A 17,935-nucleotide genomic window follows, 5' to 3' on the forward strand; every position below is an offset into this window, starting at 1 on the left:
ACTCGAGGGTCCACTGTTAGCCGATTGTCGCCAGCACTAATGCCACCTTGAGGCGAGAAATTCCCGACCGATACACGTCGACACGTCTGCTCGGTCGGCCAGTTCTCGTTGTGAGAGACGACTGTCGGCTGTCAACAGCGTCTGAACGATTCGGCCAACTGTTGGCGGCAAATCAGAGAGCAACTGCTCGGAGTCGAGCGTTCCCAACGCAGCTGCTTGATCGATCGTCGGAAGATTACCGGCACTGATGGAGCCATCACGTATCCAGCCAGAGAAGAAAGAACCAAATCCCTTGCAGTCGAAACTACAGATAGAATGCCAGAGTACATCGATCCACAGGTCGAGGATCTGCGTGGGAGCAACAATCCGATAGAGGTGACGCTCCTCATCGGTGTCTCTGGTGATTATGACAATGCCACCGTCTGTAAATTAATTGAGCAGGCTGGTGGGACTGTCGACGCCGAAATCGGGCGTGCGACGCTCAGAGTGACTGCACCAGAAACAGCAATCGAATCACTCTGCACACTTGAGGAGGTCAAATCGATCGAACTCGAGCGAGATGATGTGCAGGTGCTTGCCGAGGGAAACCCACACTCCCGCCCACGTGTGACTCGGTAGTCGATCTTCGACAACGTGTTTTCGAGTCATATCTTCAGACGCTTGATGCCCGTGACTCGAAAAACAAGGGCCAATTCATCCGAGTCGGTATCGTTGATTCCCTCTATCAACCCGGACCAGAGTTGGTAGACGCATTCTCTGTCAATCGCCACGAAAACTACGTCTATTCGCCGGCGGGTGATACGACTGGTCATGGTGGAGACGTATTCGAAACACTCGGGTATTTTGCTCCGAACGCGGAATACAATCTGTACCGCGTGATTGCAGAGAACGGCCGAACGCGGCGGGGCGATCTCGTTCAGGCAATCGCAGATGCGAGTCGTTACGGTCTCGATTTTCTGAATGTATCGGTCGGCATTGCTCACCACGAAGAGAACGATTACGACTGTGGCGGTCATTGTCGTGTTGCCGATGAGACGCGTCTTGCAATCGAAGAAGGACCCACAGTAGTAAGCGCAGCAGGGAATCGGCGTCGAGACGATCCACTGGCCGTTACCTGTCCGGCTCGAGTCGATGGTGCGATTGGTGTCGGTGGGTTTGTCTCACACTGTCGGTCGGACCTCATTGAGAGCGACGCATCTAGGCAATACTGGGTTCGGAATGGCGGTCTGCAAGGCCCGTTCTGTGGACAACAGGGCTGTAGTCCTGACCATTCGTGTACAGAACACCGATACGAAAAACCGTGGTCCGGCAACGTCGCTTTCAGGAACACAATTCCAGATGTGCTTGCACCTGTCCATCATCCTGTGGACTCACAGGGTACACCATTGCTGCAGTCTGGAACGAGTTTTGCAGCACCAATCGTCTGCGGGATTCTTGCAGCGATTGCTAGTGATCTGCTTGAACTCGGACTTAGTCCAACACCGGCGGAGTTCCAGACAGCAGTCACACAGGGTGCAACTGAGATAGATGAAGGTGAGCTCGGAAAGTTCCAAGCTGGGGGAACGTGGGATTTTCTGCAAGACATATAGTGAGGTTATTGAGGAAATGACATCATCGAACACTTTGCGACCGTAGTTTTATGCTAGTGTCCTGTCGGTGTGGTGATCGATTGTTGGCAGATTGATGGTCCTACAGCGATCAACGTCTTGCAATCCGGTCGTTCGGCGCCGGTCAGCTGTGCGGCCAGTCTGGTCCAAGGCTCGGTATCGGTATGATCCGTCAGTGACCACGGATCAGGCGGCCAGAATAGGATTCCGCCGACCGGGTCGTCGGGATCACCGTACCGTTCTGGTGGGGGCCTCGTCTCGAGTAGTTTGCTGACCGCGTCGACGAATGTGTCACCGACGACATCGGGAACGATTCCAGTGCGACGCTCTTCGGTCGTACGGAACGACAGTTGGAGGCGCCACCCATTGCCGTCGACTGAGACCAGGCCGAGCGCCTCGAGGACGTTCCGATTGTTGCGGAGTGATTGTGTCGAGACATCGGCATGGTCTGCGAGCTCGCGTTGAGATGGTCGCTCGTCGGCCCGAAGCAACGAGTAGAGAACTTTGCCGACCGTCGGCGGGAGCTCCGGCACGAGATACCGTCCATTGACTGAGTATCCAGTTACTCGCCGGGTGTGCCGTCGGATCCGTCGCCGTAGTCGATGTTGACGGTTTTGAGTTGGGTGTAGTGATCGATCGCCTGCATTCCCTTCTCGCGGCCGAGCCCGCTCTTCTTGTAGCCGCCGAAGGGTGTCTGCGGGTACGAGCCGGAGTACTGATTGACCATTACGCTGCCGGCCTCAATTTCGTTCGCAACGCGGTGGCCACGTCCGAGATCGTTCGTCCAGACCGTCGCGTAGAGACCAAACTCAGTGTCGTTGGCCCGCCGAATCGTCTCCCGTTCGTCCGAAAACTCGTAGAGGGCGATGACCGGACCGAATACCTCCTCACAAGATATTGGTGCGTCGTCGTCAGCCCCTTCGATTACCGTCGGCTCGTAGAAGTACCCTTCACGGTCAGGTACCGATCCACCGGTCAGTGCGCTCGCACCGTTCTCGAGGGCGTCGTCGACGTACCCTCGTACCTTTTCGAGACCGTCGTTGGAGACGAGGGGGCCGAGATCGCGATCTTCAATTCCCGGCCCGATCGAAATCGATTCGACGGCTTCGCGGAGTGCTTCGCGGAATTCGTCATAGCAGCCCTGATGAACGAAGATCCGCGTCGTCGCGAAACAGACCTGCCCACTCATCAGCGTCAGCGCCTTCATCGCCCCCTCAACGGCGTCTTCGAGATTAGCATCCTCGAAGACGATTGCCGGACTCTTGCCACCGAGCTCGAGGGCCGTCGGAACCACGTTGTCGATTGCGGCCTTACCGACGATCTGGCCGGTCGCCACCGAACCAGTGAACGTGATCTCGTCGATTCGCGGATCGGTAGTGAGCGCGGCACCGGTCGTCTCGCCGTCGCCGGTGACCACGTTGAGAACGCCGTCGGGGATTCCCGCTTCGGTGGCGAGTTCGCCGATCTCCAACAGCCCAAGCGGGGCTTCCGGTGCGGGTTTGACGACGACTGCGTTTCCGGCTGCGAGCGCAGGTCCAATCCCACGACAGCAAAGTAGGATCGGAGCGTTCCACGGAATGACCTGGGCACTTACCCCGACTGGTTCCTTTCGTGTGAACGCCTGTTGGTCGCCGGGGACAGGAATTGTCTCCCCTTGAATTTTCGTCGTCATGCCCGCGTAGTATTCGATGTAGTCGGCAGCGCTACTGACGAGTCCTACCGACTGCCCGATCGGCCGACCGTTTTCCAGCGTGACGGTCTTGCTGATATCGTCGACACGTTCCCGAATCGCCTCGGCGAACGCCGACAGGTGCTGGCCTCGTTCGGCTGGATCCATCGCCGCCCACTCTGGCTGAGCACGTTTTGCGGACGTGATAGCATCGCCGACGCCTCCTTCGCTGGCCTCGGCGACGGTCGCAATCGATGAGCCGGTCGCCGGATTCTCGACGTCGAACGTCTCGGCACCGTCTCGAAATTTTCCGTCGATAAACACTCCATAGTGATCGGATTGCTCCCCTTGCATGGGTTGTCAACCCATGCCACTGAACAAAGAACCTTCGCATCCGACCATTCGGACCGGTGACGCCCACCGGCAGTCGTCATCAGCCCTCTGGGGACACCCGGACGGAATCGGCGCTATTGATGTTGACCTCCTCCCGCGCCTGAAGACGCAGGAGGTGGTCAAGCGGGCAGGGTGAAGCGTATGGTCCCCAGCAGTGACGGCTTCATCCCACGACTAGAGTCGTTGGCTTTCGCCTCGCTACCACTGTAACGATGGATTCGCACTACTGTCGCCAGTCGGGGTCCGTCCGCGGCGGTGCGAGGACGCCGAGACCGACCGCGGGCGCCTCGCTTCGGTTTTCCGCCCCGTGTCGCTCTTGGCTCGGGAACCTGTAGGCGTCCCCTTCCTCGAGGAGGACCTCCGTTCCGTCGACGATCGCCGTCAGCCGTCCCCGCAGTACGTATCCGATCTGCTCGTGTTCGTGCTGGTGGACCGGCAGCGTCGCGCCCGGTTCGACCCGCCAGTACTTCATGTTGGCTCGCTCGCCCGTCGAGAGGTCGCCGAGATACACCCCCGGTGCAACTTCCTCGAGATCGACGTCAGCCGTTTCGATGTGGTCCATGGTGATGCCTCACAGTAAGGTGCGACACCGATCCGGAACGTCAATCTTATTGCACGTAACGATGACAGTATTCCCGACCGACCGTATAAACCTTTCCTAGAAACGTTTTATACCACCAGTTGTCGTCGGGAACACTGCATGACAGACAATGACACGCTTCGCGTGTTTCACCTCCCCTTCTCGTTCATGTTGCCGCAGCGAGTCGCGGCCGAGCGGGGGTACTTCGCAGAGCACGGACTCGATGTCGAACTGATCGAGCGCGATCGGCGACGCGTCGACTGGAAGTACGTCCCTGGGGACGGAACCCTGACCGGAGACCAGGACGTGGATCTGTACCCGGTCTGCAAGTGGGAGAGCCTCCGCCGGACGTGGTCGCTCGAGGACGGTCGGATCGTCGCTCACGGCGCGTTCGCGGACCTTCCGTACACGTTTCACACGCGACCGGAGACGGATATCGACGGACCGGCCGACCTGGCGAACGTCCCCATCGCGGTCAATCGGCGGACCGGCCAGGAGTACACGGCGATCCGGGCGCTTGAGGAGCACCTCGAGTCGGACGAAATCGAACTCGAACACCACGGAATGCCGACCAACCGGCTCCGAGCCCTCCGGGACGGAACGGTCGAGGCCGTGACGCTGCTCGATCCCCACAGCGCGCTCGCGGATCGGCTCGGACTACAGCGAATCTTCGAATTCGAAAATCACGTCGGAATCGTTGGAACCGACGGCCTCGACGGCGCGGCGTTCGACGCGTTCATGGACGCCTACGGCCGCGCCGTCGAGGAGATCAACGAGGAGCCGTCCGCGTTCCGTCAGCAGTACCTCGAGATGCTCGAGAAGGACTGCGAGGTCGCACCCGACCTCTTCGAGGACGTCGACGTGTTGGCCATCCGCGATTCGGTGACCGTTCCGGAGTACGAAGTTCCCGAACCCGTCGACTCCGGGGACCTTGAGGGCCACCTCGATTGGATGAAAGAGCGAGAGCTGATCGACGAGGACGCGGAGATCGACACGATCGTCGCACCCGTCCGCTAGAGCCATGGATATCGACACTCAGCAGTCGGCACTGGACGAACTGCATGCCGATCCCGGGGAGTTGCCCGTAATGCGCGCCCGGTTCGAGCACAATGGCAGCCCGCGGTACATGCTGTACACGATCAAGCGGTTCGGCTTCGACCGCGACCACGGCTTCCACCTCGACGTGGAACTCGTTTCGGACGAACTCGAGGGCGGAATCGAGACGGTCGAGGCAAAGCTCCACGAGGGTGACGCGGATCTGATCGACATCGACTACATCTCGGCGGCTCGTGAGCGGGTCAACGGCGCGCCGATCGTCGCGTTTCACCCCTACGGGCGGACCGTCGGCGGTCTCGTCGTTCCCGAGGCGTCGTCGATCGAGGGGCTGACCGACCTCCGCGACTGCCGCGTCGGCGTCGTCCGACGTCTGGACAAGAACTGGATCCTCACGCGGGCCGCCTGTCTCGAGTATCACGGCTTCGACCCCGAGGCAGAGGCGACATCGGTCGAGTCCGAATCGAAGGTCGAACTCACACGGATGCTGCGCGACGGCGACGTCGACGCTGCACTGCAGTTCTGGCAGATCATTCCCGAGATCGTCGAGACCGGGCCGTACCGCGAGGTGATTCCGATGGCGGATCTGGTCCAGCGGCTCTCCGGCGCCGATCGAACGCTGCCGATCTCGACGTTCCTCACGAGCGAGTCGTACCTCTCCGAGACTCCCGAGGCCGTTCGCGGCTTCAAGCGAGCGTACGTCGACGCGGTCGAGCGGCTCCGGACCGACGACGAATTCTGGGACGAACTCGGCGAGCGGATGATGTATGAGGACGATCCCGCGGTCGTCCGCGACGGATGGCGAGAGATGGTCGTCGCCGACTGGGACGTGGAGACGACTGCGGCAATGGAGCAACTGTTCGACCACTTGCTTGAGGTCGCAGGTCCGGACGCGCTCGGTGTCGACCGCATTCCGGATGACCTGTTCCAACTGGAGGTGCCCCAGCCACAATGACAACCACGACCATCGACTTTCAGCTCAACTGGGAGCCAAACGGGTTCCAGGCGCCGTACTTCTTCGCCCGCGAACGGGGGTTCTACGACGAGGAGGGGCTCGACGTACGCTTCGTCGAGGGACACGGCTCGCCGTTCGCCGCGGAGCAGGCTGCGAAGGGACGCGCGGAGTTCGCGCTGGCGGGTGCGAGCGCCGTCCTCTCGGTCCGGAGCCGCGGCCTCGAGCCGCTCGCCGTCGCCGCCGTCACGGGGAAGACGCCGGCGGCGATCTACACGCTGCAGGACATCTTCGGCGAGCCCCTCGAGCGTCCGGGTCAACTCGTCGGCCGGACGATTGCCCCCTCGGCGACGAAGACGCGCATCCTGACGGCCCAACTGCTCGAGAACGAGGGGATCCGGGACGATGTCGAGTTGCTCGAGGTCGACGACCACACCCACCACCGCGTCCAGCACAAGGTGCTCGACGGCGCGGTCGACGCCGCCGTGGGTGTCGTTACGAACGGCTACGAACTCGAACGTGAACACGACCGGACGGCCGACGAACTCCCGATCGGAAACCACCTCGACGTCTACGGGATGACGATCGTGAGCGATCCCGACTTCGCTCGTGCCGAGCCGGAGACGGTCCGCGCGTTCCTGCGCGCGACGGCCCGCGGCTGGGAAGCAGCGACGGCCGACCCGGAGGAGGCGGTCGACTGCCTCGTCGAGCGCAACGCCACGCTTGAGCGGAACCGGCCCGTCGAGGAGCGGAAGTTCCGGACCGCCGCGACTGAACTCCAGTTTACCGATCGGGTCCGCCGGTCCGGCTGGGGGCTCCACGACGGCGTCCGGTGGCGGACGCTCGGAGAGACCCTCGCCGAGACGGATCTGCTCGAGGGGGAGATCGATCCGGACGTGGTCTGGACCAACGAGTTCGTCGACACGGACGCGGACGTCGTCCGAAACTACGTGGATCGAGTGGGTGCCTGAGGATGGAGGCCGTCGATCATATCAACGTCAACGTCGACGACCTCGAGTCCTGCTACACGTTCTACCGTGACGCGCTCGGACTCGAGGTGGTACGCGATCCCGACGATTTCCAGGGCGAACACGCGATGTTCCGGGCAGGCGAAACCGTCGTTACGCTGGCCGAAACCGGTCGCGGCGAGCGGTGGGACGAGCGCGGTCTCGATCACCCGCTAGATAAGGCGCACCTCGCCTTCAAGACCGACCGGGACGAGTACGAGTCGCTGATGGACGATCTCGACGACCAGTTCCCGAATCAGGGGCCCTACGACTGGGACGAGTTCGAGGGGTTCTACTTCCTCGATCCGAGCGGCAATCTGCTCGAGGTAATTACCTATGAGCCCCCAACGGGCGAACAGGAGCGGTCGCTGCTCACGCACGACGACGTCGAGTAGGGTCGAGATCGAGTCGGGAGCCGAACAAGGTGTCCGGCGTGATCGTGGCGGTCTGTCGTCAGTCGTCGGCCGCCGGGCTGTCTGCGTCAGTAGGTTTGATCAAGTGACGCGCTTCCTCCACGCCCTAGAGGGCGTGGTATCCGTGCTGTGGTATCTATGACGAACGAGATCCAGAACACGATGGCGTGGGTGGCGGCGAGCGTGGGGTCGAAGATGAGTGGGGTGCACGGCAAGTGACTCTGACTTTGAGCGATATATTTTGCCCAGAGAAAGAAATATGTGTGCTAATCCCGTTGGTAGGAGTATGACAGACGATATCCGTCACGACGGCCCGCCCCCGTTCGATAGACCGTTCGAAGGCGAGGATACGAAGCAGCGCGTGTACGGTGCGGTGTTACACGCCCGAGAGCCGATGACGGCCGCCGAGATCGCCGAGCGGGCAGACTGCTCGGAGGAGTCGGCACGGACACACCTGTCCTTCTACGCCGACCTCGGCATCGTTATTCGGCATGAGGGCCGGCCGGTCAGGTACGAGCGCAACGACGACTATTTCGAGTGGCGGCGGGTCAACAAGCTGGCGCGAGAGAACACGGTCGACGAGTTGCAGGCCCGCGTGTCGGAGTTGACCGACCGGATCGAGGAGTACCGCGGCGAATATGGGGTCGACTCGCCCGCCGAGGTCGATGTCCTCGAGTTCGACGCGGAGCGGATTGACGACGTGTACGTGGAACTCGGTGATTGGGCCACCACCATCGAGGAACGTCGCCTACACGAACGCGCCAGGAGAAAGGCCGCCGGCTCGACGGCCCCGTCGCATAGCTGAGATGGTACCGGCGGATGACGGTGCGAGTCCCGCACCGATAGACCGGTCGATGTTGGAGCGAATGCGTTCCCGATTCGTTGGGCGTCGCATGTTCGAGTCGGCTGAGATTGTCAAGGAGGGGAAGCTGCACCTCCGCGTCGAGCTGTCAGGTGACTATTATCCGAATGAGGCGTCTGCTCGCTTTGAGATTCGCTGGTATCGCAACGACGACTTCAACTTTCACTACCAGGAGGAGCGACGGGGCGGGGCGTGGAAGTGTCGATGGGATCGGCACCCAAACGCACATAACTCACGGGATCACTTCCATCCACCACCGGCCGCTAGCCGCACCGACGCGGAGAACGCTCAGTGGCCGGACGACCACCGCAATGTGAGCCGCCTCGTCCTTGATCACATCGAGGAGCGCATCGAGATGCTGTGGGAGCAGCAGTAGGCGGAGGCAGTGCCGAACGTGTTGAGGAGATCCGTTCGAGAAGTGCGACTGTTACTTCTGTCAGGATCTAGGTCATATGCAGTACTCTAAATCCTACAGAGTTGTCTGAGACAGCGCTTGCTGCTCGAGGAACTTCGTGATGTCGTCTGTGGAACAGACAATGAGTGAGACGGTGGTCCGGTGGATCCGGGGCGGGTACTGTTCTAGCTGTCGACCTGTAGACATTGATCGACGAGCCCGACGTAGCTCCACGGTCAAAGTGGCCGCTCGGTTGACCTGACGTCCAGAGACAGGATACCGAGACGGCAGTCTCGATCAGACTGGAGATCAAACAGACAGAGATCACTGAGACTGCGGGGATTGCAGAACCGACAGCGAGTTCGTGGGGACCTTGAGGCCAAGATCCAGTATCAGATGAAACGGTCAGCCGAGCCGGCTGATCACTGCGCTCTCGAGTTCGTTGCGGACCTGACGGGCGATCGGACGCGGGTCGTCGAGGTGGAGATAATCGAAGCAAGGGTCGTTGTAACACGAGCGTAGGATCTCGGCCGCGCGTCCTGGCAACGAGGGGCGCTCGACGAACGGGGACTCCTCACGGACGATACTGACGAGGTGTTCCAGCTCGCCGTACAGATAGTGCGTACTGACGCCAGTCTCGTAGCGAGGATTGATTAGTCCGGGGCGATCGGTAACTGCATACCAGTACCAAGCAGGGAAATCCGCCCCCGCACGGGTCGCACAGGCCAGCGACTGCCACATCCGCGGGTTGATCTCGACGATGTTGAACTCACCAGTTTCGGCATCCTCGACATACTCGATACAGGCCAGCCCGTGCCACTCGAGTTCATCGAGGATCGCCCGGCCAGCTTCCTCAAGTTCGGGAATGTCAACCGACTCGCGATAGACGCCGCCGCTACCGGTGTAGGAATCTCCCCGTAGCTGTTTGTGCTGGAAAGTCCCGAGGGGTTCGCCATGGTCGTACAGCGCTCCGAAGAGGTACTCCTCGCCATCGATGTATTCCTGAACAATCGGTTCATGGCCCATCTTCTCGACGAGTGCGTCGATGTCAGGCGTCTCGCCTGCAGGGATGTGCTCAACCGATTTGGCGATTCCGGAATCTTCGAACGCCATGTCCTCAAGGTACTCGTCAGTGAGTAGGTTATACCGGGATTTGACGATCCGGTTACCGCTCCAGTCGGAGACCTCGCCGAGCAGTTGCGTATCTGGGATTGCCACGTCCGCCCGAGCGGCCGCCTCCGCGAGGTGCTTCCGGTCGTGGACGCCCCGCAGCCTCTCGAGGTCTGGGACGACGACGTCGGTGTGGCGGTCGAACTCGTCGGCGAACTTCGAGAGAAGGTACGTGTCGTGTGGTCGGTGGGGGATAATCGTTCTGACGTCTGGCCGAGCGGCCAGTCCCAGTAGCGAATCCTTGTACGCTGGGAGGTCGCTCGGCGCCGGAACTAGCACCGATTCGTCGCAGTACCGGGAGGTTGTGACGCTCAAAGACTCGTCAGCGACCGCGGCGATCGTGTGCAGGCCACAGTCAGCCAGCGAACGGATCGAAGCGTATCCGTGGGGGTACCGCGAGGCGGTGACGACGACTGCGTCGCGCTCAGCAGACATCGTCGAACTCCCCCTTCTCGAGCGACCAAAAACTGGAGTCTGTTACGTCGGTTTTCTGCGTGCGATCTGTTTCGGGTTCGAGAATGCGTTTCGTGACTGGCATCGTTAGTAGTGTCAACAGCGTGTATAGTTCGCCGACGCGGTTTTGGCCGCGCAGGTGGGTACGGTACCGGTCGTCAATTCCGTCAGCGTCGAGGCCGGGGAGCCCGTCGGCGAGGTTGGCAGTTTGTTCGAAGACGTTCCCCGCGAACGGCTCCGAGCGGAGCAGTTCGGCGTCGTCCAGCCAGGGACCGTTGGTTAGGTATGGCTTCGGTGATGTCTGGTTGCGAATGTGTTTGTCCCACAGCTCCAGCAGATGTCTGCCAGCGTATTTGATCGGGAACGATCGTGAGAGCGCGACACCGGTGGTTGCGTGGGGGATCGCTGCCAGGTCGGGCGCAAGACGATCGACCGCCTGCCCGATAAGATCCCGTCGAAGTCGGTATCGGACCGGCATCGACAGAGAGAGGTCGATAATACGGTTATCGAGAAACGGCGACTGGTAGGGAAGCATCCGGTGGAGATCGGTATGGAACCGCAGGTCGTCGTCGTTCGAGAGCGGATAGCAGTTGCCGTAGTAGACGAGTTCGTTGAGGGAGTTGTACGTGACACCGTGGTGGATGATTTGCTCGCCCTCTCGGTAAATATTCGCCTCGAGGATCGACTGGAGATCCGTCGAGGTGGGAAGATCGTCGTGGGCCGATTCGAGCAGCAAATTGATGTATTCGTCGACCGTCTCGATCGATTGCTCGATCGGCACCGTTACCGACCCGAGCGGGCCGACTGACACTGTCGGAGAAGGGACGCCATAGTCATGGAACAGTGAGTCGGCATACAGTCCCGACAAGAGTCCGTCGACTCGGTTGGTGATCTCTGTCTCGAATCCGCTAGTGTAGGGCTGGGAGAACCAGCCGTTGAACGAGCCAGCCCATCGGTTGCGCTTGAGGGCGTTGATCCGGTATTGGGCCCCTCGGTCGAGTACCTCGAAGTCAACGCCGGCCTCGAGGGCGACCCGTTCAGCGATGCGGGCCTCGCGATTCATCCAGTCGTTCATGTGAAACGCAGTCGCATCCTCGAGGGCGGCTAGAACGAGCCGCGAGTCTCGACCCCCCGAAAGCAAGACGCCGTACTCGTAGTCGTCGCGGGTCCACTCGTCGACGACTGTACGGAACCGACGCACGAACTCGTCGACGAACCACTCAAAGGACTCGTCGCGCGGGCAATACTCGGGCCGCCAGTACTGGTCGCTCTGAGTCGCACCGTCGACTAGCGAAATGGTCGTGATCGTACCCGGCTGGAGTTTCTCGACACCCTCGAGAGGAGTCGTCACCCCGAATGTGCGCCGAAAGGCAAGATATTCGTGGAGGTACGCCGGGTCGAAGGCGGTATCAACGTCCGGGTGGTACGGAAGAAATTGGATATTCGTCGAGAAGACGATTGTCTCCTCGTCCGGCCGTGTCCAATAGAGTGGCACTGTCCCGAACCGGTCAGTACAAAGAGCGAGGCGATCGTGCTCACGATCATAGATCAGGAGTGTGAATGCGCCGTTGAGGCCGTTGACGAAGCGCAGTCCGTCGCGCTGGTACAGCGACGCACAGTACTGTGCAGGGTCAACATTGGCAGACCGTGTCCTGTATCCACCGGGTTCGCCAATGGCACTCGCGTCATAGCCATATATATCGCCAATCAGCCAGCAACGGACCGACTCATCGCCGTCGCAGGACTGGCTTGCGGTGTAACACCGACCTGGATCGGCCGTGAGTGCCACGTCCTCGGTCACATGCCGAATACCGTCGTCAGATAAATACCATTCCTCTAGTTTGTCACCCAATTCCGTTCCATGAATGTTAATAATACCGTATATGCCTTCCATTATTATTTAATTTTAATTGCTATTATCGAGATGAGTAATTCAAAACTGTATTCTTAGGGTTAGTTCTTCACATCTCTCCCGGATAAGTAGTTCAATCGTCATCATTTTCAGAGATAGTCAACTCACTAGGTCTAAGTCAGCAATTCTGTTCTGATGGGGTTGTTATTGACGGCTTAACTACACTATCCGGGCAGGAATTTGTGATTTCGCTTGTTTAAAATCAGACAATAGTTAGAAATATCTATATTATCTATATAGGATACCTCTGGGTTGGGGAGACGCTAACCTCTACTCGGCAACCAACCAGCAGGCGTCGAAGGTGCAACAGCAGAAAGAACCCTTTATCTACTTACCGCTGAACTCCTGAGAGTCTCAATAGAGCCAGCGAATCCCTAACCAGCTCACGAGGACCGACCGCCCTAAGTTGTGACTGTGGAACTTAAGAATCTGGGATCAGAACGCTTCCCCTGCTATATCTCTATCTTGTGCCGGGAACCACTTAAAGAGAAATCTCGTTTCGGTGTGTTTTTCCCGATTCTACTGAAAGTCACAGTCATCAGAGGCACGCTGGTCACTATCAGCGTATTCTCCCCTTGGCTGATCAGCCGGCTTTGCATATACGGATTGTATAGATACAATCCCGAGGGCTAATTGCCTGAGTTGCGACTACCAACTTTAGAACATTGGTGAGAACACTTCCCCTGCTATATCTCCACCTTGTGACCAGAAGTACTTAAAGAATGAGCGGATCTGTCGAGAGGGTCTCAAAGACCCCATGAATAGGTCTGGCCAACAGCTGTGTAAATGACTAGCACACTTTTGGACCGACTTGCCTTCGGAGTAGGCTACGGCTCCGGAGGTAGGTCTACCATCCGTGGCCGGCACCGAGGGTATGGGGAGACCCACAATACCCTTATGTCGGCTGGTCCGATCTACACAACCACTACGAGCGCCTCGAGAGGGACGCGAAAGAGTACGTCGATAAGCTAATCGAGTGCTACGTCGAAGGGCGAAGGCCGATCTATCGGAGGAGGAGATAGAGAAGAAAGCCCGTGAATTGGCGACACTCCATCACCAGTGGAACGGACTGCCGGTCCAATGGCTTGAGGACGGCTTACTCGTCTCTCGAAAGCAGGAAGTGAACGGCGAGGGTGTCACGGAGCAGATCGTTCTCCAGCGTTCGAAGCGGATATACGAATCTCTCACCGACAGCGCCAACTCCGACGAGAACTCCGTGTCTATTCCACACGGGATGGCCGACCTTGGAGCGACCAGGAGGATGCTCGAGGACGTCGATCTACCCGGCCACTGAATCCACCTCTGCAGACATCGGATCAAATCCTGTTCTGGCCTGTGGTACCACAGTACGTTGTCGGACAGTTTAAACGTAAGGCATCTCAAGCTGTACTTCTTACAGTTATATTTATTAAAACCAATCTATATGAGCAAAATACTCAGAGTGGTATTCCTGAAATGACACCCTGATTTCGTATAACCAGTATAATACAATGGCTTGATATCTCATGGCTACCATAGCGCATGAAAGAGAATCATGCCGATGATCCAGTTAGTGTGGATGAGAGGACAACCAATGTCGATGTATCTCGTCGCCGACTGTTACGCGGGGGAAGCCTCCTAGGCGTGGGGAGCCTGTTTGGGGTGACTGGAGGAGGAGTAGATCGTACGGTAGCGGAAGAAATAGAGAGTGCGGCCGGAGGCGGCTGTAATCGGCCGGAGGAGGTCGTTCATCTCAAGTACGGAGAGTATGAGAACTGGGAGGACATCTATTGGATGTCCAATGGTGATCGTGAGAACCTTGCAATTGTCCCCAGCCCAACCTACGCTGGCGATACCGCTCTCCAACTTCGGGTTCAGGACGGCGATCATTGGGGGCTCAGTACCCACTATGACTTTGATGACGGCCTCCTCGAGCTCAATGGCCGTGTCGCTTTCGCTCTTAATACGAGTTGGTCGATGAGAACTGAGAGTGAACACTGTCGGCTCTGGAACTGTGCCATGTCGCTTGGGGAGGGGAGTGCCGGTGGCGGTGTCCCTGATGGCACCAATGGGTGGAGTAACCGCCTCTATGTCAGTACAAAAGAAACCGATCTAGATGGGCCGTTCCATCTGCTCTCCTATACATACCATATGGACCAGAATCAAGATCATGACTTTCTCCTTCACGGGGAACCCTACGCCGTGCGACAGCCAGAGATCGTTCCGGGGCAGTGGTACGAATTCGAGTATTATGTCTGTATGAATACAGTCGACGACAATGGCGTGGCAAATTCGGATGGCGTCATCCAGTACTGGCTCGATGGCGATCTCATCTATGAGCGGAGCGATCTGAGGTTCACAGAAGACCACGAAACCAATATCATCGAAACAAATGGTCCTGTTGGGTACTACGGTGGGAGGTACGTGACTCCACAAAATCTCTACTCCTATTATGCCAATCACTCAATGGCCCTCAATGGGACGTTCGGAGACGGGTGCTGAATCTCACTTCATCGATTCTTAATTTCTAGACCATTAGAAACCACACTGCTTTAGGAACCAATGTATTCTTCGAGGGCGTCGACTTGCTGCTGTGGATCCTGCAGAAGAATCATGGATAGTTTCATTGTGCCCGCGCTCATCTTTTCAACCCCAAAATGTGGCGAAGATGCTAGCTTCGTCACCGTCTTTATCGATGCGAGTCATTTCAATGTTCACCTCGAACACATCACCGCCGTTACTGCCAGACTCAAACTTCTCTAATCGCTGCTCGATTGAGTCGTGTTCTCTTTATTCCTCAAGGCGAGCTTGCCGTATCTGGTGTATACTACTCACCTGCGTTTCGACTGATCGCCTCTTCAAACGTGATTGCTTCAATCCCAAGCTCATTGCACCACTCAAGTGTTTCCGCGATGCGATCCTGTGTCACTTCCTCGCGGTGGGTGTGGGCACCAAGAACGCCATATACATTCTCTTCAGCGATCTGTGTGAGGTCAGCATAGACCTGATCTCGATCGACGTGTTCGGCAAAGTACGCTCGGTTCGTGTCGAATGGATCAAACGGGATATCGTTCACTGGTGTACCGGAGTTCACATTCAACACGCCCTCGTAGTACTCACGGACGATATCGAGGTGCCGATCATCAATGACATTGTGCGGGGCTAAAAACGTCGTTGGGCCGAATTCTGCTAACGCCTTCTGCGAATCGGCGAGCTGCTTGTGGACGAACGGTTCCGTATACCGCTCGACTGTCTCTTCAGCTGTGAACGCGGTATTGATCGGCTCGTCAAGTTCTAAGTAGCGCCCAATATCGTCGTCATCCGACTCAACAACCGTCCGCTGTACAAGCTTCTCTCCATCAGTGACTTCAATTGGATCCCCCAGCAAGAACCCGTGCTGCCCTCGTCCTTCGGGATAGATACGGTTATCGCCCGGTGACACGTCCTCAACGAGGTCGAACGAGGTGAGCGCTACATGGGTGGCTGTGTGTGACGCAATTTCCCAGCCAGCATCAACGAGTCTCGTCACCTCGTCAACATTCATCCACCTCTCGTCGTTCCGTTCCATCCACTCGGAGACGATGCCGACTGTAGCTGGCGCGTCGTACGTCTCATGCGCTGGAAATGCTTGTTCTAGATCGTCGTTCGGTCCATCATCGTAGATAAATGTAACCGCTCCATTCTCGAACCACTCATCTTCAGCTGCATCTTTCGACGCGTCATCACTAGCATTGCTGACCTGATCAGAATCAGCCTTGTCGGGAGAAGATACGGAATCACTTCCAGTGTTGCCATTCTCAGTAGCGTCAGAACGAAAACATCCGGCTATACTGGCAATTCCGAGGGTCGCAGTCCGCCGCAGAACCGTTCTCCGTCCCACCGGTTTAGAGTCAACCATATGTCGATACCAGTTTACATATTCCTCTATGAACCTTATGTCTGATCATCAAATACTAAATTCAGGGATAGCTATTAGTAGAAAAGGGTGATGAGAGCTTCTGGTGGTTCCGATCTCATTACCACCCTTACTTGAGTGTCCATTCTCTGGCTGACACTCGTAGAGATAGCCAATCAGCTCACCAGAGTATCTATACAAAGACGGAGGTTCAGTCGTCCTCAAGCCAGGTCGGACGCCTTCGGCAACAGTCTCTTCGGGGTCACTAATTGTTTCCTGCTGCTCACTGACGGGCTCCTCAAGGTCACTGATCTGCTCCTGCTGTTGCTTAACGATGACCATCAGTTGAGGGGCGGGCATCCCGACCGCATCGAAGAATGAAACCGAATTCTCGTGGGTGACGAACTTGCTCAGCGCTGATTTCGCGACGAGTGCGACAAGAACGAGACGAAGACCGATGTGAACCCACTCCGAGATTGACTGCTGCAGTGACTGAATACGATCGACAGAGGCGTCTTCCATACTGAGAGGTGTCCAAGAACTCGGATAAGTGTAAGCGAAGCTGGTACTGATGTAGTACTGTTTTCTAAGGGATTCTTTGGAACCACAAAGGTGCTTTCGATGGCCCTCAATTTCGTCGTGTTATGGGCTGCAATGCCTGATCTGCTACAGCCCACCGGCTGATCGTGACCGCACTCACCACGCGGCGATTAGAGATATTTCAGAATGTTGATGTCCTACAGGCGGATATGAAAGAGATGTAATGATGGCCTGAGCGGCACTGTCTAGTGTTGCTTCAACGGTGAACAGATGAGCCGATATGGTTCCGGTACCGTGTTCTCTGTGCCATTTGAGGCTTGAAGCGACACTAGACAGTGCCATGAATGCAGATATGAACGGTGCGGTGAACATTCGAAGAAAGATAACTCAGAGTCACCTAACCGGGGATATGAATAATGGTCGGTTGGCACGGCCAGTAGCCTACCTGTTCAACCAACCCTCGGGGCGTTTTGCACCGAGCGAACAGGCAGGTTGCAAACCATAATATCCCACTGCTTGGGATTCCCACGTCTTCAAGCGCGGGAGGAGGTCAATCAGGTAGAGAGAATTTGATCAAGCTGCTTGACAGGGTCTTAAAGATCCCATGCATAGGTCTGGCCAATGGCTATGCTATATGCTAGCGCACTTTTGATCGACCTGCTCTCGGACCGGTCCCATGGCCCCCGAAGGTAGGTCTACGATCCGTAATGGGCACCCGGAAGGGTAGGAGCAGACCCACAATACCCTTTCAAGAATCCACTATCGAGGGGATGGGGGTACCGATCGACTGACCAAGTTCACCAACGGAGTCTCTCGAAGCAGAAGGCCCAGGCCGAGATCATCACACGCGCAAAGTGGTTCTTGACTGGGATGCCAGCCGAGGAGGCGGAGTAACTATGCCCGAATGTGAAGAGTGTGGAGGGTTCGTCACTCAAGACTTTATTCGAGTGTTCGGCATTGGCGGCGAGGTACACGGCTGTCCCCACTGCATGACCAATCGAGAATTGGGTGACGGTGAGGCAACCTCGAGGACCGAGTAACCGCCGACTGAACTTG

18 protein-coding genes and 1 pseudogene are annotated in these 17,935 nt (G+C 57.7%); 13 read left to right on the plus strand and 6 right to left on the minus strand.

Translation table 11 applies throughout. The features are described 5' to 3' along the window. The first annotated feature begins 315 nt into the window (after positions 1-315). Positions 316-618 (plus strand): hypothetical protein, encoded by a 303-nt coding sequence (locus HTUR_RS22330; RefSeq protein ID WP_012945621.1) that lies wholly within the window; start codon positions 316-318, stop codon positions 616-618. Positions 619-875: 257 nt separating this feature from the next. Then, the gene (locus HTUR_RS28700) at positions 876-1,589 is read left to right on the plus strand and encodes a S8 family serine peptidase (protein ID WP_394298219.1); all 714 of its coding nucleotides are present in this window, start codon (positions 876-878) and stop codon (positions 1,587-1,589) included. Positions 1,590-2,169: 580 nt separating this feature from the next. Here HTUR_RS28700 and HTUR_RS22340 read toward each other — a convergent pair. After that, on the minus strand, positions 2,170-3,630 hold the full coding sequence (locus HTUR_RS22340; protein WP_012945623.1) for an aldehyde dehydrogenase family protein: 1,461 nt from the start codon (positions 3,628-3,630) through the stop codon (positions 2,170-2,172). A 13-nt stretch (positions 3,631-3,643) separates the two neighbouring features. Between HTUR_RS22340 and HTUR_RS27655 the strand changes: the two genes are divergently transcribed. Beyond that, the gene (locus HTUR_RS27655) at positions 3,644-3,805 is read left to right on the plus strand and encodes a hypothetical protein (RefSeq protein WP_187291514.1); all 162 of its coding nucleotides are present in this window, start codon (positions 3,644-3,646) and stop codon (positions 3,803-3,805) included. An 87-nt stretch (positions 3,806-3,892) separates the two neighbouring features. On the opposite strand, the gene HTUR_RS22345 is transcribed toward HTUR_RS27655, so the two are convergent. Beyond that, the gene (locus HTUR_RS22345; protein ID WP_012945624.1) at positions 3,893-4,231 is read right to left on the minus strand and encodes a cupin domain-containing protein; all 339 of its coding nucleotides are present in this window, start codon (positions 4,229-4,231) and stop codon (positions 3,893-3,895) included. 138 nt (positions 4,232-4,369) lie between these two features. Here HTUR_RS22345 and HTUR_RS22350 point away from each other — a divergent pair, with 138 nt between their 5' ends. The 6 genes from HTUR_RS22350 (at position 4,370) to HTUR_RS22375 (ending at position 8,912) form a co-directional block, all read left to right on the plus strand. Then, on the plus strand, positions 4,370-5,266 hold the full coding sequence (locus HTUR_RS22350) for an ABC transporter substrate-binding protein (protein ID WP_012945625.1): 897 nt from the start codon (positions 4,370-4,372) through the stop codon (positions 5,264-5,266). Between the two features lie 4 nt (positions 5,267-5,270). Beyond that, a complete protein-coding gene (locus HTUR_RS22355; protein ID WP_012945626.1) occupies positions 5,271-6,257 on the plus strand; it encodes an ABC transporter substrate-binding protein in 987 nt (328 codons plus the stop codon). Next, positions 6,254-7,225, plus strand: coding sequence for an ABC transporter substrate-binding protein (locus tag HTUR_RS22360; protein ID WP_012945627.1), 972 nt, complete (start codon positions 6,254-6,256; stop codon positions 7,223-7,225). The genes HTUR_RS22355 and HTUR_RS22360 overlap by 4 nt, the downstream gene beginning before the upstream one ends. A gap of 2 nt (positions 7,226-7,227) precedes the next feature. Then, on the plus strand, positions 7,228-7,656 hold the full coding sequence (locus HTUR_RS22365; RefSeq protein ID WP_012945628.1) for a VOC family protein: 429 nt from the start codon (positions 7,228-7,230) through the stop codon (positions 7,654-7,656). 304 nt (positions 7,657-7,960) lie between these two features. After that, positions 7,961-8,479 carry a DUF7342 family protein gene (locus tag HTUR_RS22370; protein ID WP_012945629.1) on the plus strand — a complete coding sequence of 173 codons (519 nt, stop codon included), beginning with the start codon at positions 7,961-7,963 and terminating at the stop codon, positions 8,477-8,479. 88 nt (positions 8,480-8,567) lie between these two features. Beyond that, the gene (locus tag HTUR_RS22375; protein ID WP_012945630.1) at positions 8,568-8,912 is read left to right on the plus strand and encodes a hypothetical protein; all 345 of its coding nucleotides are present in this window, start codon (positions 8,568-8,570) and stop codon (positions 8,910-8,912) included. Positions 8,913-9,335: 423 nt separating this feature from the next. On the opposite strand, the gene HTUR_RS22380 is transcribed toward HTUR_RS22375, so the two are convergent. Both HTUR_RS22380 and HTUR_RS22385 read right to left on the minus strand, forming a co-directional pair. Then, on the minus strand, positions 9,336-10,535 hold the full coding sequence (locus HTUR_RS22380) for a carboxylate--amine ligase (RefSeq protein ID WP_012945632.1): 1,200 nt from the start codon (positions 10,533-10,535) through the stop codon (positions 9,336-9,338). Next, positions 10,525-12,447: an asparagine synthase-related protein gene (locus tag HTUR_RS22385; protein WP_012945633.1), complete on the minus strand. Its 1,923-nt coding sequence runs from the start codon at positions 12,445-12,447 to the stop codon at positions 10,525-10,527. Before HTUR_RS22385 ends, HTUR_RS22380 begins: the two co-directional genes overlap by 11 nt. 994 nt (positions 12,448-13,441) lie before the next feature. Here HTUR_RS22385 and HTUR_RS22390 point away from each other — a divergent pair. Together HTUR_RS22390 and HTUR_RS26025 are read left to right on the plus strand one after the other, a co-directional pair. Further along, positions 13,442-13,759, plus strand: a complete 318-nt coding sequence (locus tag HTUR_RS22390; RefSeq protein WP_012945634.1) for a hypothetical protein — start codon at positions 13,442-13,444, stop codon at positions 13,757-13,759. 227 nt (positions 13,760-13,986) lie between these two features. Then, entirely contained in the window at positions 13,987-14,946 is a 960-nt protein-coding gene (locus tag HTUR_RS26025; RefSeq protein WP_081443526.1) for a hypothetical protein, read from the plus strand. 325 nt (positions 14,947-15,271) lie between these two features. Here the strand turns inward: HTUR_RS26025 and HTUR_RS22405 are convergent, their stop codons facing one another. Continuing rightward, positions 15,272-16,342 carry a polysaccharide deacetylase family protein gene (locus HTUR_RS22405; protein WP_081443527.1) on the minus strand — a complete coding sequence of 357 codons (1,071 nt, stop codon included), beginning with the start codon at positions 16,340-16,342 and terminating at the stop codon, positions 15,272-15,274. Positions 16,343-16,390: 48 nt separating this feature from the next. Then, entirely contained in the window at positions 16,391-16,861 is a 471-nt protein-coding gene (locus tag HTUR_RS28190) for a hypothetical protein (protein ID WP_012945639.1), read from the minus strand. Positions 16,862-17,213: 352 nt separating this feature from the next. On the opposite strand from HTUR_RS28190, the pseudogene HTUR_RS28195 reads away from it, so the two are divergent. Next, positions 17,214-17,384 (plus strand): annotated as a pseudogene (locus HTUR_RS28195) (RNA-guided endonuclease TnpB family protein); the annotation flags it as partial. A 391-nt stretch (positions 17,385-17,775) separates the two neighbouring features. Then, on the plus strand, positions 17,776-17,919 hold the full coding sequence (locus HTUR_RS28845) for a DUF7563 family protein (RefSeq protein WP_012945640.1): 144 nt from the start codon (positions 17,776-17,778) through the stop codon (positions 17,917-17,919). Positions 17,920-17,935 lie beyond the last annotated feature (16 nt).

Origin of the sequence: Haloterrigena turkmenica DSM 5511, assembly GCF_000025325.1 — an archaeon.
In the GTDB taxonomy this organism is placed as follows: domain Archaea; phylum Halobacteriota; class Halobacteria; order Halobacteriales; family Natrialbaceae; genus Haloterrigena; species Haloterrigena turkmenica.

Excerpts from the sequence above, each read along its gene's own strand:
- HTUR_RS22330 (WP_012945621.1), top strand. The coding sequence starts at position 316 with ATGCCAGAGTACATCGATCCACAGGTCGAGGATCTGCGTGGGAGCAAC.
- HTUR_RS22340 (WP_012945623.1), bottom strand. The coding sequence starts at position 3,630 with ATGCAAGGGGAGCAATCCGATCACTATGGAGTGTTTATCGACGGAAAA.
- HTUR_RS27655 (WP_187291514.1), top strand. The coding sequence starts at position 3,644 with ATGCCACTGAACAAAGAACCTTCGCATCCGACCATTCGGACCGGTGAC.
- HTUR_RS22345 (WP_012945624.1), bottom strand. The coding sequence starts at position 4,231 with ATGGACCACATCGAAACGGCTGACGTCGATCTCGAGGAAGTTGCACCG.
- HTUR_RS22350 (WP_012945625.1), top strand. The coding sequence starts at position 4,370 with ATGACAGACAATGACACGCTTCGCGTGTTTCACCTCCCCTTCTCGTTC.
- HTUR_RS22355 (WP_012945626.1), top strand. The coding sequence starts at position 5,271 with ATGGATATCGACACTCAGCAGTCGGCACTGGACGAACTGCATGCCGAT.
- HTUR_RS22360 (WP_012945627.1), top strand. The coding sequence starts at position 6,254 with ATGACAACCACGACCATCGACTTTCAGCTCAACTGGGAGCCAAACGGG.
- HTUR_RS22365 (WP_012945628.1), top strand. The coding sequence starts at position 7,228 with ATGGAGGCCGTCGATCATATCAACGTCAACGTCGACGACCTCGAGTCC.
- HTUR_RS22370 (WP_012945629.1), top strand. The coding sequence starts at position 7,961 with ATGACAGACGATATCCGTCACGACGGCCCGCCCCCGTTCGATAGACCG.
- HTUR_RS22375 (WP_012945630.1), top strand. The coding sequence starts at position 8,568 with ATGTTCGAGTCGGCTGAGATTGTCAAGGAGGGGAAGCTGCACCTCCGC.
- HTUR_RS22380 (WP_012945632.1), bottom strand. The coding sequence starts at position 10,535 with ATGTCTGCTGAGCGCGACGCAGTCGTCGTCACCGCCTCGCGGTACCCC.
- HTUR_RS22385 (WP_012945633.1), bottom strand. The coding sequence starts at position 12,447 with ATGGAAGGCATATACGGTATTATTAACATTCATGGAACGGAATTGGGT.
- HTUR_RS26025 (WP_081443526.1), top strand. The coding sequence starts at position 13,987 with ATGAAAGAGAATCATGCCGATGATCCAGTTAGTGTGGATGAGAGGACA.
- HTUR_RS22405 (WP_081443527.1), bottom strand. The coding sequence starts at position 16,342 with ATGGTTGACTCTAAACCGGTGGGACGGAGAACGGTTCTGCGGCGGACT.
- HTUR_RS28190 (WP_012945639.1), bottom strand. The coding sequence starts at position 16,861 with ATGGAAGACGCCTCTGTCGATCGTATTCAGTCACTGCAGCAGTCAATC.
- HTUR_RS28845 (WP_012945640.1), top strand. The coding sequence starts at position 17,776 with ATGCCCGAATGTGAAGAGTGTGGAGGGTTCGTCACTCAAGACTTTATT.